This is a genomic window from Curtobacterium sp. 9128 (genome assembly GCF_900086645.1).
In the GTDB taxonomy this organism is placed as follows: Bacteria; Actinomycetota; Actinomycetes; order Actinomycetales; family Microbacteriaceae; genus Curtobacterium.
Genome location: NZ_LT576451.1, coordinates 2,893,504 through 2,907,629, shown reverse-complemented (window position 1 = coordinate 2,907,629; position 14,126 = coordinate 2,893,504). Strand labels below are relative to the sequence as shown.

Annotated in this window: 9 protein-coding genes; 5 read left to right on the top strand and 4 right to left on the bottom strand. The window is 69.9% G+C overall.

Features of this window, described 5'->3' with window-relative positions; translation table 11 throughout:
- Positions 1–60: 60 nt before the first annotated feature.
- Positions 61–3,804: an AAA family ATPase gene (locus tag QK288_RS13885; protein ID WP_281264882.1), complete on the top strand. Its 3,744-nt coding sequence runs from the start codon at positions 61–63 to the stop codon at positions 3,802–3,804.
- A gap of 108 nt (positions 3,805–3,912) precedes the next feature.
- Here the strand turns inward: QK288_RS13885 and QK288_RS13880 are convergent, their stop codons facing one another.
- On the bottom strand, positions 3,913–4,944 hold the full coding sequence (locus QK288_RS13880; protein WP_281264881.1) for a TerC family protein: 1,032 nt from the start codon (positions 4,942–4,944) through the stop codon (positions 3,913–3,915).
- 204 nt (positions 4,945–5,148) lie between these two features.
- Between QK288_RS13880 and ftsY the strand changes: the two genes are divergently transcribed.
- Both ftsY and QK288_RS13870 read left to right on the top strand, forming a co-directional pair.
- Positions 5,149–6,018, top strand: a complete 870-nt coding sequence (gene ftsY, locus QK288_RS13875; protein WP_281264880.1) for a signal recognition particle-docking protein FtsY — start codon at positions 5,149–5,151, stop codon at positions 6,016–6,018.
- 58 nt (positions 6,019–6,076) lie between these two features.
- Positions 6,077–6,235: a hypothetical protein gene (locus QK288_RS13870; protein ID WP_281264879.1), complete on the top strand. Its 159-nt coding sequence runs from the start codon at positions 6,077–6,079 to the stop codon at positions 6,233–6,235.
- Between the two features lie 86 nt (positions 6,236–6,321).
- Here QK288_RS13870 and lipA read toward each other — a convergent pair whose 3' ends face one another.
- Positions 6,322–7,305, bottom strand: coding sequence for a lipoyl synthase (lipA, locus tag QK288_RS13865; RefSeq protein ID WP_281264878.1), 984 nt, complete (start codon positions 7,303–7,305; stop codon positions 6,322–6,324).
- Positions 7,302–7,991, bottom strand: coding sequence for a lipoyl(octanoyl) transferase LipB (lipB, locus tag QK288_RS13860; protein WP_281264877.1), 690 nt, complete (start codon positions 7,989–7,991; stop codon positions 7,302–7,304). The genes lipA and lipB overlap by 4 nt, the downstream gene beginning before the upstream one ends.
- 93 nt (positions 7,992–8,084) lie before the next feature.
- Here lipB and ffh point away from each other — a divergent pair, with 93 nt between their 5' ends.
- The gene (ffh, locus tag QK288_RS13855; RefSeq protein WP_281264876.1) at positions 8,085–9,635 is read left to right on the top strand and encodes a signal recognition particle protein; all 1,551 of its coding nucleotides are present in this window, start codon (positions 8,085–8,087) and stop codon (positions 9,633–9,635) included.
- Between the two features lie 69 nt (positions 9,636–9,704).
- On the opposite strand, the gene QK288_RS13850 is transcribed toward ffh, so the two are convergent.
- The gene (locus QK288_RS13850; RefSeq protein ID WP_281264875.1) at positions 9,705–10,844 is read right to left on the bottom strand and encodes a glutamate--cysteine ligase; all 1,140 of its coding nucleotides are present in this window, start codon (positions 10,842–10,844) and stop codon (positions 9,705–9,707) included.
- A 118-nt stretch (positions 10,845–10,962) separates the two neighbouring features.
- On the opposite strand from QK288_RS13850, the gene aroA reads away from it, so the two are divergent.
- Entirely contained in the window at positions 10,963–14,121 is a 3,159-nt protein-coding gene (gene aroA / locus QK288_RS13845) for a 3-phosphoshikimate 1-carboxyvinyltransferase (protein WP_281264874.1), read from the top strand.
- Positions 14,122–14,126: the final 5 nt, after the last annotated feature.

Here is a 14,126-nt window from a genome sequence, read left to right as displayed (position 1 = left end):
GCCGAACAGCGAGACACCAGCCAGCGAGCAGCGCGACGAGCGACACACCCGGAGACCGCCATGTACTTGAAGAGCCTGACCATCAAGGGGTTCAAGTCCTTCGCGCAACCGACGACGTTCGCGTTCGAGCCGGGGGTGACCTGCATCGTCGGCCCGAACGGCTCCGGCAAGTCCAACGTGGTCGACGCCCTCGCGTGGGTGATGGGGGAGCAGGGGGCGAAGACGCTCCGTGGCGGCAAGATGGAGGACGTCATCTTCGCCGGCACCTCGACCCGTGGCCCGCTCGGTCGGGCGCAGGTGCTCCTGACGATCGACAACACCGACGGGCTCCTGCCGATCGACTACAGCGAGGTGACGATCTCCCGCACGCTGTTCCGGAACGGCGGCAGCGAGTACGCCATCAACGGTGAGAACTGCCGTCTGCTCGACGTGCAGGAACTGCTCTCGGACACCGGCCTCGGGCGCGAGATGCACGTCATCGTCGGCCAGGGGCAGCTCGACAAGGTCCTGCACGCGACCCCCGAGGACCGCCGCGGGTTCATCGAGGAAGCGGCCGGCATCCTGAAGCACCGTCGGCGCAAGGAGAAGACCCTCCGGAAGCTCGACGCCATGCAGACGAACCTCACGCGTCTGTCCGACCTCGCCGGCGAGATCCGTCGTCAGCTGAAGCCCCTCGGTCGCCAGGCCGAGGTCGCACGCAAGGCCCAGTCCGTCGCGGCCGTCGCCCGGGACGCCAAGGCCCGGATCCTGGCGGACGACGTCGTCCGCCTGCGCCGCGAGCTGCACGAGCACCAGGAGGTCGAGGCCGGCCGGAAGTCCGAGCGCATCGTCCTCACCGAACGCCTCGACCAGACCCGCGCCCGGCAGCAGCACGTCGAGCAGAGCATGGTCGGCGACGACGTCGACCGCGCCCGCACGGTCGTGCACCGACTGGAGAGCGTGCAGGAACGGCTCCGCGGCCTGTCGAGCCTCGCCAACCAGCGGCTGATACTCCTTGCGCAGCAGTCGGACGCTCCACAGCAGGGCCCCACGATCACCACCGAGCAGGTCGCCGGCGTCCGGGCCGAAGGAGACCGGCTCGACGCCCAGGCCACCGCGATGCAGCAGGGGATGGCAGCAGCCGCCGACCGGGTCCGGCAGGCCCGTGCGACCCTCGACGCCCTCGACGAGCGGATCGCCGCGCAGGCAGCGCTCGTCTCCCAGCACGACCTCGACGCGCAGCGGCTCGCCAGTGCGGTCGACGTGGCACGGTCCAAGCGCGGTTCCGCCGTCGCCGACCGGGAGCGACGGGAGCGCGCGCTCACCGAGGCCACCGAACGTTCCCGGCTCGCCGAGGCGGCCCTCGCGGACGTCGGGACGGACCCGTCGGCGGACACCGACGCCGATGCCCTGCAGACTGCGCTCGACGCCGCGCGCGAGCGGCTCGAACGGACGCAGACCGCCCGCGACGAGCTCCGCGACCGGCTGCACGGCATGGAACGCGAGCGGGACGCGCTCGACGCGCGCGTTGCCGCTCTCGGCATGTCGATCGACGTCCGCGACGGTTCCCAGGCGCTCATCGAGGCGGGGCGTGCCGGGATCGTCGGCCGGCTCGCCGACCACCTCACCGTCACCTCCGGCTTCGAGGCCGCCATCGCCGCGGCGCTCGACGGACTCGCCGACGCCGTCCTGGCCGAGGACCGCGCAGCCGCCCTCGACGCCGTCGCACACGCCCGCACCGAGGACATCGGTCGCATCGACGTGGTCGTCGCGGACGCCGCAGGGACCGCGGCCGGCTCCTCCGCACCCGCTGGCGTCCGCCGCGCCCTCGACCTGGTCAGCGGCCCGCCCGCGCTGTCCGCGATCCTCGCGGACACGCTGGTCGCCGACTCGGACGACGTCGATCTGGAGGCCGTGCTCACCGCCGCCCCGCAGGCGACGGTCGTGACGCGGTCGGGTGACCTGGTCCGTGCGGTCCGCGTGACCGGCGGCGGTGAGCGCACCACCTCGCGCATCGAGCTCGTCGCGGAACGGGACGATGCGGTGACGCGTCGCGATGCCATCGCGACGGCCGCGGCGGAGCTCGCCACGAGCCTCCAGGCCGCACGAACCGACGTCGACGACGCGCGCCGCGCTGCGGACGACGCAGACCGGACGAGCCGCGCGCACGCCGCTGCGGTGGCGGAGTACGACCGGACGAGCGCGTCGGTCCGGGCGAAGGCGGAGAACGCCCTCGCCGAGGTCGAGCGACTCCGGGCCGCGCTCGGTGAGACGGACGGCGCCGTCGAGTCAGCGGAACGCGTCCTCGCCGAGGCGGAGCAGGCGCAGCAGGAGCACGCTGGTGCGCCGCGACCGACCGTCGACGCCACCGAACGACCGGCGCTGCAGGACGCGCTCGAGGCGGCGCGTGCCGCGGAGATCGAACAGCGCATCCAGATCGACACCGTGCGCGAGCGGGCGAGGGCAGAACGGTCGCGTGCCGACCAGCTCGACCGGCAGCTCGAGGCGGAGCGTGCGGCGGCCGAGGAGGCGGCACGGCTCGCGGTCATCCGACGTGGACAGATGGCGACGGCCGAGAGTGTCCTCGCGGACCTGCCGGAGGTGCTCGGCGCGGTCGACCGCTCGCTGGCCGAGGCGCGCGTGGAACTCGCGACCGCGGAGTCCGAACGGTCGAAGCGCAACACCGAGCTGCAGACGATCCGGAACGAGGAACGCGAGCTGCGGGATCGCCTGCAGTCGATCACCGACGGTGTGCACTCGCTCGAGATGGAGATCTACGAGAAGAAGCTCCACGTGTCCGGCGTGCTCGACCGGGCGCAGAGCGAGCTCGGGCTCGTCGAGGCCGTCCTGGTGGCGGAGTACGGGCCCGACGTGCCCGTACCCGTCGACGTGCTCATCGACCCCCGGGTGCTCGCGCGGAAGCACCGGGATGCCTCGCGGGCGGCCGCCGCCGCAGCCGCGGTCGTTCCGGACGAGGACGAGGACGTCGACGCGGACTCCCTCGACTCCGCCGACGTGGACTCCGTGGATGTGGACGTGGACCTGGACGTGGACGTCCCCGAGCTCGTCGACGCCGAGTCGACCCTGCCCGGCGGCCCCGCGCTGCCCGAGTTCGACGCGACCGACGACGTCGACCTCACCGAGGTCGAGACGGTGCCCTACGTGCGCGCCGAACAGGAGCGCCGGCTGAAGGCAGCCGAACGCGACCTCGGTCAGCTCGGCAAGGTGAACCCGCTCGCGCTCGAGGAGTTCCAGGCGCTCGAGCAGCGGCACGCGTTCCTCGCCGAGCAGCTCGAGGACCTGCAGAAGACCCGCACCGACCTCATGACGATCATCGAGGAGCTCGACGCGAAGATGCAGACCATCTTCGAGTCGGCGTTCAACGACACCCGCGAGGCCTTCGACGTCATCTTCCCGATCCTCTTCCCCGGTGGGTCCGGGTCGATCACGCTGACCGATCCGACCGACCTGCTCGGGACGGGGATCGACGTGCAGGTGAAGCCAGCAGGCAAGAAGATCGACCGCCTGACGCTGCTGTCCGGCGGCGAGCGGTCCCTGGCGGCGGTGGCGCTCCTCGTGGCGATCTTCACCGCGAGGCCCTCGCCGTTCTACATCATGGACGAGGTCGAGGCGGCGCTCGACGACGCGAACCTCGGCCGGCTGCTGACCGTGTTCGAGCGACTCCGCGAGGCCTCGCAGCTCATCGTGATCACGCACCAGAAGCGCACGATGGAGATCGCCGACGCGCTGTACGGCGTCTCCATGCGGCAGGACGGCGTCTCGGCCGTGGTCGGCCAGCGCGTCCAGCGTCGCGACGCCGCGTAGCGGCTGCGCCGGCCCGGCTGCCCGCCGGCCCGCGGGGGAGTACCGCGAAAGCGACAGTTCCGCGCTGGACTCCGGCGGGGAACTGTCGCTTTCGCGGCTACTTCGCGGCTACTTCGCGTCGGCCTCCGCGGACACCGTGGGCTGCGAGCCCGTCGGGGTCAGGCCGCGCGCACGGCGCTTGTTCGAGACCACGAGGGACGCGACCGTCGCGACCGCGATCGTCAGCATGATGAACCCGAGCGAGAACCAGATCGGGATCTCCGGCGCCCACTCGATGTGCTCGCCGCCGTTGATGAACGGCAGCTCGTTGACGTGCATGGCGTGGAACACGAGCTTCACGCCGATGAACCCGAGGATGACGGCGAGCCCCTGGCCGAGGTAGATGAGCCGCTCGAGCAGTCCCGCGATGAGGAAGTAGAGCTGTCGGAGTCCGAGGAGCGAGAACGCGTTCGCGGTGAAGACGATGAAGGCGTCCTGCGTCAGACCGAAGATCGCGGGGATCGAGTCGAGCGCGAACAGCACGTCGGTGAGGCCGATGGCGACCATGACGAGCAGCATCGGGGTGAACAGCCGCTTGCCGTCGACCTTCGTGGTCAGGCGGTCACCGTCGTAGTGGTCCGACGTCGGGATGATCCGCTTCAGGACCCGGATGAGGCGGGAATCGCCCTCGTCTGCACCGTGGTCGTTGCCACTGCGGGCCTGGGACCACGCGAGCCAGAACAGCAGCGCCCCGAACAGGTAGAACACCCACGAGAAGTTGTCGATGATCGTGACGCCGAGCGCGATGAACAGGCCACGGGCCACGAGGGCGATCGCGACGCCGACGAGCAGGACCTTCTGCTGGAACTCCTTCGGCACCGCGAACGACGACATGATGATGAGGAAGACGAACAGGTTGTCGACCGACAGGGCCTTCTCCGTCAGCCACCCGGCGAAGTACTCACCGCCGGCCTGGTGCCCGCCGAAGACCCAGATCCCGATGCCGAACACGATCGCCAGGGCGATGTACACGACGGACCAGAACGCGGACTCGCGGATGTGCGGCACGTGCGGCTTGCGCACGTGCGAGAAGAAGTCGAACACCAGCAGGCCGAGGATGCCGGCGATGGTGATGATCCAGACGAGGAACGGGACGTCCAAGGAGTTTCCCTTCAGGGGGCGTACCGGGTACGCCGAGGCCTGAAGGTCTCTTCCGCCGCGATCTGCTGCAACCGATCGCGACCGGCGCCCCGGGTCCGGATCGTTCCGGACCGTACTGACGGGGTCACCGAGAGGGAATACTCCCCTTCGTGAGGCCGAGCATACCGGGGACCGGCATCAGCCGCCGCGCCCTAAGCTGGGAACATGGCGAGTTCCTGGTCACTGTCCTCCCGGCTGCGCGGGCTCTTCCAGCGGAAGACCATCGACGAGACGACATGGGACGACCTCGAGACGGCCTTGATCGGCGCTGACTTCGGCCCGGACATCTCCGAGGAGATCATCGAGGACCTGCACGCCCGCGTCGATCGCTACGGCACGACCGACCCCGCCGACCTGCAGCGCATGCTCCGCGAGGTGCTCGAGGAACGGCTCTCGAAGCTCGACACCACCCTGAAGCTCAGCGCGCGTCCCGCGGTGGTCTTGGTCGTCGGCGTGAACGGCGTCGGCAAGACGACCACGATCGGCAAGTTCGCCAAGTTCCTGAAGACCTACGACCGGACGGTGCTCGTCGGCGCGGCGGACACCTTCCGTGCGGCGGCGGTCGAGCAGGTCGCGACGTGGGCCCAGCGCGCCGGGGTCGACGTGGTCCGCCCCGCCCAACCCGGCCAGGACCCGGCGTCGGTGGCGTACCAGACCGTCGAGAAGGCCATGCGAGAGGGCACCGAGATCGTGGTCATCGACACCGCGGGTCGTCTGCACACCAAGGCCGGGCTGATGGACGAGCTCGGCAAGATCAAGCGCGTGGTCGAGAAGCAGACCGAGATCTCCGAGGTCCTGCTCGTGCTCGACGCGACGACGGGGCAGAACGGGCTCGCGCAGGCGCAGGCCTTCATCGAGGGTGCCGGTGTGACCGGGCTCGTCATCACGAAACTCGACGGCTCCGCGAAGGCCGGGTTCGTGCTGAGCGTGCAGGAGAAGACGGGCATCCCGATCAAGCTGATCGGGCAGGGCGAGGGCATCAACGACCTGACCGGGTTCACCCCGCACGTGTTCGTGCAGAACCTGGTCGGCTGATTCCGGGTACCGTCTCGGCAGTACAGGGATCGTCCAGGTACACGGAAGGAGCCCTCACATGCCCGCACTCCTGATCATCGCGATCGTCGTCGGCCTCGTCCTGCTCTTCAGCGGCATCTTCGTCGGTGCACTGAAGTTCCTGCTCTGGGTCGGCATCGTCCTCATCATCCTCGCCGTCATCGGCTGGCTGCTGCGGAGCATCCGCGGTCGCGCGTAGCAAGCAGCGTGCCCTGAACGGGCACCACGCGGACGGGAGGCCCGTCACCAGCTGGTGACGGGCCTCCCGTCTGTCCGTGGCCGGCGCTAGACCGCCTGGCGGCCCACCGGGGCGTCCACCAGGTGCGCGAGGTGCGCCGGCACCGTGCCGCCGCGCGCGACGGTCGCTCGGGCCCAGAGCCGTCCGGCACGGTACGAGGACCGGACCAGCGGACCGGCGAGGACCCCCGCGAAACCCATGTCCTCGGCGAGTTCGCGGAGCTCGACGAACTCCTCCGGCTTGACCCACCTCGCGACCGGCAGGTGCCGGGGCGACGGACGGAGGTACTGCGTGAGCGTGATGATGTCGGTGCCGGCGTCGTACAGCTGCCGGAGGGCGTCCTCGATCTCGGCACGTTCCTCGCCCATGCCGAGGATGAGGTTCGACTTCGTCACGAGGCCCGCGTCGCGCCCCTGCGTGATGACGTCGAGCGAGCGCTCGAACCGGAAGGCCGGACGGATGCGCTTGAAGATGCGGGGGACCGTCTCGACGTTGTGGGCGAAGACCTCCGGGCGGGCGTCGAACACCTGCCCGAGCTGGTCCGGGCGGCCGTTGAAGTCCGGCACGAGGATCTCGACGCCGGTGCCGGGGGAGTGCTCGTGGATCGCCCGGATGGTCTCCGCGTAGAGCCAGGCCCCGCCGTCGTCGAGGTCGTCGCGTGCGACACCGGTGACCGTGGCGTAGCGCAGGCCCATGCTGGCGACGGAGTCCGCGACGCGTCGGGGCTCGTCACGGTCGAGCGGCTCGGGCTTGCCGGTGTCGATCTGGCAGAAGTCGCACCGGCGGGTGCACTGGGCACCGCCGATGAGGAACGTCGCCTCGCGGTCCTCCCAGCACTCGAAGATGTTCGGGCACCCGGCCTCCTGACAGACGGTGTGCAGCTGCTCGGACTTGACCAGGGCGGAGACCTCCTTGAACTCCGGACCCTGGGTCGCGCGGGTCTTGATCCACGCCGGCTTGGTCTCGATCGGTGTCTCGGCGTTCCTGGCCTCGACGCGGAGCATGCGGCGGCCTTCTGGAGCGAGGGTCATGCGGGGATCCGTTCGGCTGTGCTGATGACGGCGCCGCTGATGCGTGCGCCGGTGTGCATGCCGTCGAGCGCGTCCTGGACTCGACGTGCGACGGTGTCGGCGATGTCGTCGACGGTCACGGTTCGCGCTGCCGCCGCGCCGAGGGTGGTCACGCCGGCGTCGGCGATCCCGCACGGCACGATCGCGGCGTACGCGTCGAGCGCGTTGCCGCAGTTGATCGCGATGCCGTGGCTCGTGACGCCTTCCGCGACGTGCAGGCCGATCGCGCCGACCTTGTCGAACGTGCCGGACGGGTTCCTGACCCAGGCTCCGCTGCGGCCGTCGACCCGTTCGGCGACGACCCCGGCGGAGGCTGCAGCGTCGATGATGACCTGCTCGAGGTCGCGCACCCACGCCACGACGTCGAGGGGGTCGGCGAGCCGGACGATCGGGTAGGCGACGAGCTGCCCGGGCCCGTGCCAGGTGATGCGTCCGCCCCGGTCGACCTCGACCACGGGGGAGCCGTCCGTCGGCAGGTCGGACCGCTCGGTGCGTCGACCGGCCGTGTACACGGAGGGGTGCTCGCAGAGGACGAGTGCCCCGGGGGAGCGGCCAGCGACGACGTCGGCGTGGAGCGTCCGCTGCAGTGCGAGCCCCTCGGCGTAGTCGAGCAGTCCTGGCGGACGGAGGACCTCGAGTTCCGGCATGCTCCGAGCGTACGACGTTTCTGGACTCCGTCCAACAAGCCCGCATCGGCGTGACAGGACGCTGCGGAACGGGGCCTGTAGAATCGTCGGATCATGGCGCAATTCGGATCCCTCTCTGATCGGCTGACCGAGACCTTCCGCAACCTGCGGACGAAGGGACGGCTCTCCCCGTCGGACGTGGACGGCACCGTCCGCGAGATCCGCCGGGCACTCCTCGACGCGGACGTCGCGCTCGAGGTCGTCAAGGCGTTCACCGCATCGGTGCGCGAGCGTGCCCTCTCCGACGAGGTCAACCGGGCACTGAACCCGGCGCAGCAGGTCGTCCAGATCGTCAACGAGGAACTCGTCGGCATCCTCGGCGGCCAGCAGCGGCGGCTCGAGTTCGCGAAGAAGCCGCCGACGGTCATCATGCTCGCGGGTCTGCAGGGTGCCGGCAAGACCACCCTCGCGGGCAAGCTCGGCAAGTGGCTCAAGAAGGACGGCCACACGCCGATGCTCGTCGCGGCGGACCTCCAGCGGCCGAACGCCGTGCAGCAGCTCCAGGTCGTCGGCGAGCAGGCCGGCGTGCACGTCTTCGCTCCAGAGCCCGGCAACGGTGTCGGGGACCCGGTCAAGGTCGCGAAGAACGCGATCAAGGCCGCGGTCGACCAGCAGTACGACACCGTCATCGTGGACACCGCCGGTCGACTGGGTGTCGACGCCGAGCTCATGAAGCAGGCGGCGAACATCCGCAAGGCCGTCGACCCGGACGAGGTCCTCTTCGTCATCGACGCGATGATCGGTCAGGACGCCGTCACCACGGCGCGCGCGTTCCAGGAAGGCGTCGACTTCACCGGCGTCGTCCTGTCGAAGCTCGACGGCGACGCCCGCGGTGGTGCTGCCCTGTCGGTCGCCAGCGTCACGGGGCGCCCGATCATGTTCGCGTCCACGGGTGAGTCGCTCGACGACTTCGAGCCGTTCCACCCGGACCGCATGGCGAGCCGCATCCTCGACCTCGGCGACATCCTGTCCCTCATCGAGCAGGCCCAGGGCGCGTTCGACGAGGAAGAGGCCCGCAAGGTCGCGGACAAGATCGCGACGGACAGCTTCACGCTGAACGACTTCCTGCAGCAGATGCAGCAGCTCCGCAAGGCCGGCTCGATCAAGGGCATGCTCGGCATGCTCCCCGGCGCCAAGGGCATGCGCGAGGCGCTCGACAACTTCGACGAGCGCGAGATCGTCCGCACCGAGGCGATCATCCAGTCGATGACCCCGCAGGAGCGCGAGCTCCCGAAGCTCCTGAACGGCTCGCGTCGTCTCCGCATCGCGCGCGGTGCCGGCTCTACCGTGACCGAGGTCAACCAGCTCGTGAACCGCTTCGAGCAGGCGGCGAAGATGATGAAGACCGTCGCCCGTGGTGGCGTCCCGCAGATGCCCGGCATGGGACCGATCCCCGGCATGCACGGCGGCAAGAAGCAGCAGCAGGGCGGCGGCAAGAAGAAGAAGGTCGGCAACCCCGCGAAGCGTGCGGCCCTCGCCGCCGGTGCGGCTGCTGCGCCGCAGCAGGCGCCGAAGGGCTCCGGCCTCGGCCTCGGTGGCGGCAAGAACGGCAAGGCGCCCACCGAGGAAGAGCTGGCGAGCCTGCAGAAGTTCCTGGGTCGCTAGGCGCGACCACCAGACGGACGGGAGGCCCGGTGCCAGCTGGCACCGGGCCTCCCGTCCGTGTCGGGGCGGCTAGAGGGAGTCGCGCAGCTCCCCGACCAGGTGGCGGACGACCGCGCGCAGGTCGCCGTCGTTCTCCTGCGCGACCTGGAGCTGCCGCTGGTACGACGCCCCGCGCTCGATCATCGTGTCGAGGTGGTGCAGTTCCTCCTGGCAGCCGAGCCGCTCCGCGATCGGGTCCAGTCGCTCGACGAGGTCGTGCACCTCGTCCGTGACGAGCCGTTCGTCGCCGGCGGCGTTCGTGATGATCTCCGCCTCCATGCCGTAGCGGGCCGCGCGCCACTTGTTCTCGCGGATGAACCACGGAGGCATCGTCGGCAGGGTCTCGCCGGCGTCGAGCCGGTCCGAGCAGGCGGTGACGAGGCACTGCACGAGCGCGGTGACGGCACCGACCTCGTGCAGGGTCGAGATGCCGTCGGAGACCCGGTTCTCGAGCGTGCCCCACTGCGGCGACGGCCGGATGTCCCACCGCAGGTCCTTCACGCCCTCGATGACGCCGGTGTGCGTCAGGTCGCCCACGACCTCCTCGAAGTTCGCCCACGCGCCGAGCTGCGGCGGGAGTCCGCCGGTCGGGAGCTGCTGGAACATGAGGGCCCGGTTCGACGCGTAGCCCGTGTCGGTGCCGGCCCAGAACGGGCTGGACGCCGTGAACGCCTGCACGTGCGGGACGTAGGCGAGCATGGCGCCGAGGATCGGGAGCGCCTTGTCGCGGTCGTCGATGCCGACGTGCACGTGCACACCCCAGATGAGCATCTGGCGGCCCCACCACCTGGTGCGGTCGATGAGCGTCGTGTAGTGCTCGCTGTCGGGGGTGATCTCCTGCTGGTCCCACACCGCGAACGGATGCGTCCCGGAGCACATGACCTGCGCGTCGAGCGGTTCAGCGGCGTCGATGACCTCGCCGATGATGCCGGAGAGCTCGTTCGTCGCGCCCCCGACGGTGTGGTGGACGCCCGTGACGACCTCGACCGTGTTGGTCAGGAGCTCCTCGGTGACCTGTTCGTGCGAGCCGAGCCGCTCGCGGACGGCGGAGATGACCGCTGGGGCTCGTGGGGTCAGGTCGCCGGTGTCGCGGTCGACCAGTGGGAGTTCCCACTCGACGCCGATGGTCGATGCCGGGGACTCGGTGAAGCGGATGTCCATGCTGAACATCCTGCCCGGATCCTTGTCGGACACGCACAAGGAACGCTCGTCCCGATCGTGCGGTTTCGATTCTCAGGATTTCCCCATCAGGACTACCGTAGAAGCGCTCAACAGGGAAGAGGAACGCATGCAGCTGGTCGTACGAGGTACTTCTGCCCCGCTCATCGGAGAGCTCGACATCCCGGTCTCGAAGTACCACGCGCACCGCGCGCTGGTCCTCGCGTCGCTGGCGAAGGGGACGAGCATCGTCTCCGGGATCAGCACGACACGGCAGGTCGAGTGGACCGTCGGCACCCTCCGTGCCCTCGGCATCGACATCAAGCGCCGCGGGAACGAGTACCACGTCACCGGGCTCGGTGGGCGGTACGAAGCGACCGACGTCGTCGACCACGGGTCACGCGGCGCCGACGGCGTCCTCAACATGGGCTCGTCGGGTACGACGCTCTACTTCATGACCGGACTGGCATCCCTCGCGGACAAGCCGATGACCCTGTCGGGCATGAAGTACTTCCAGCGCCGACCGATCAAGGCGCTGCTGACCTCGCTGACCCAGATGGGCGTCGAGCTCGAAGCGACCAACGACTGCCCGCCGGTCACCGTCCAGCCGAAGCGCCCGCGCGGCGGCGACGTCACGATCGCTGGAACGCTCTCGCAGTGGATTTCCGGCCTGCTCCTCGTCGCGCCCTTCGCGGAAGAGGAGACACGCATCCACATCACGGGCGGCCGCCTCAACGAGCAGCCGTACGTGGAGCTCACCGTGCGCATGATGCGCCAGTTCGGCCTGCGGGTCGAGGTCTCCGACGACTGGCTCGAGTACCGGATCCCGGCGAACCAGCAGGCGACCCCGCACGACTACGTCATCCCGCCGGACATCGGCTCCGCCGCCTTCGGCATCGCCGCTGCCGGCATCCGCGAGTCCAATGTGCTGCTCCGCGGCATGACCTCGTTCACCACCGCGGACACCGACCACCCGGAGAGCGAGTTCCTCGACCTCGCGACGGCGATGGGCGTCCCGATGCGCATCGACGAGGAGACCGGCTTCGTGCGGATCGAGCACGACGGCTCCCCGCTGAAGCCCCTCGACATCGACTGCCAGCCGATCCCGGACCTCCTGCCGATCCTGTCCACGATGGCGACCTTCGCCGAGGGCACGACCCGGCTCTGGAACGTGGCGCACATCCGGCTCAAGGAGTCGGACCGCGTCGCCGCCATGCTGCAGCTGAACCGGATGGGTGGACGTGCCGAGCAGGGCGCCGACGAACTCCGCGTGACCGGTGTGGGTGCCGGTGAGCTGCACGGCGCGTCGATGTCGTCGTTCAACGACCACCGCGTGCTCATGTCGCTCGCGGTCGCCGCGTCGAAGGCCGACGGGGTCTCCGCGCTCACGTATCCGCGTGCGTACCGGATCTCCTACCCGACGTTCCTCGAGGCGATGAACTCCGTCGGCCTCGAGATGGAGGTCGGCGACGCCGAGGCGGCGATGGCGGCAGCTGACACCCGCGCCGACCGTGCCGACGTGTCGAACCAGCACACCGACCTCGGCGAGGACACCGACGCCGCGGCCCGTGCCGCTGACCTGCCAGAGCTCACCGGCGTCGACGCCGACCCGCTCGTGCTCTCCGAGAAGGTCCGGACGCTGTCCGAGACCGACCCGGACGGCCTCGCCGTGATCGAGGTCGGCGGCCCCGAACCCGTGAACACGACCTGGAAGGAGCTCCAGGACGAGGCGGACAAGGTCTCCGCGCTGCTCCTCGAGCTCGGTGTGCGCCGTGGCGAGTCCGTCGCCATGCAGCTCCCGAACTGGCGCGAGTTCGTGTCGATCACCCTCGGCGCGATCCAGATGGGTGCCGTCGCCACGCCGATCATGCCGGTCTTCGGCCCGCGTGAGACCACGATGACCCTGGCCCGCTCCCGTGCCCGCGTCGTGTTCCTGCCGAACGTGTTCCGCAAGCGTCGCCCAGCGCTCGAGCTCCTCGACGTGGTCGACGAGGCGACGGCGCAGAAGCGCCGTCTCTCGGTCGAACACGTCATCGTGATCCGGTCGGAAGCGCGCGGTCAGGGCGACACCCCGACCAACCAGGCACCGCTGCCCGCCGACGCCGCCGAGCGCGTCGCGGCGAGCGAGTGGAACTGGCGCTACTTCGACACCGCGCTCGAGAGCGTCCAGGTCGACGTCGAGCAGATCCGCTCGCACGCGCCGACGCCGGACGACATCTGCCAGCTGCTGTTCACTTCGGGCACCACCGGCGAGCCGAAGGGCGTGCAGCACCCGCACCGCACGCTCGGCCTCGCCACCGCGATGCACGTCGCGCAGTCCGGGCTGACGAGCGACGACCGGATCTACATCCCGTCGCCGCTCGCGCACCAGACCGGCTTCCTCTACGGCATGCTGCTGGCGTTCCGGCTCGGTGCGCCGCAGGTCATCCAGCCGGTGTGGGACGGCACCGTCGCCCTCGAGCAGGCCTTCGGTGCGGCCGGGGCGACCTTCGTGCAGTGCGCGACGCCGTTCCTGACCGACCTGGTCGACCTGGTCGAGGCGGGTGCACCGCAGCCCGAGGCGCTCCGCATCTTCGTCCCGACCGGAGCCGCGGTTCCCCGCGCCCTCGCCCAGCGGGCCAGCACCGTGCTCGGCACCGCGATCCTCGGTGCGTTCGGCACGAGCGAGACGTGCCTCGGCGCGCTGTCGAGCCCGTCCGACGACCCGGCGGACGCCTACGGACACGACGGCCGCGCGCTGCCCGGCATCAAGATCCGCATCGTCGACGACGAGGGCAACGAGCTGCCGGCCGACACCGAGGGCAACTACGAGCTGCACTCGCCGACGATGTTCGACGGGTACCTCGACCGCCCCGACCTGACCGACGACGTCTTCACCGAGGACGGCTGGTACAAGACCGGCGACCTCGCGAAGGTGTCGGCGAAGGGCTTCCTGTCGATCACCGGCCGCGTCAAGGACGTCATCAACCGCGGTGGCGAGAAGATCCCGGTCGTCGAGATCGAGAACCTGCTCTACCAGCACCCGCTCGTCACCGACGTCGCCATCGTCGCGATGCCCGACGAGCGCCTCGGGGAGCGCGCCTGTGCGTTCGTCGTGTCCGCTCGTGAGGGTGAACCGCTCGACTTCCGGACGATGCAGCAGTACCTCGAGAAGTCCGGGGTGTCCAAGTACTACTGGCCGGAGCGGCTCGAGTACATCGCCGAGCTGCCGCGGAACGCGGTCGGCAAGGTCCAGAAGAACGTCCTGCGCGAGCAGGCTGCCGCGCTCGTCGCGACGAAGGAGAAGTAACCGAG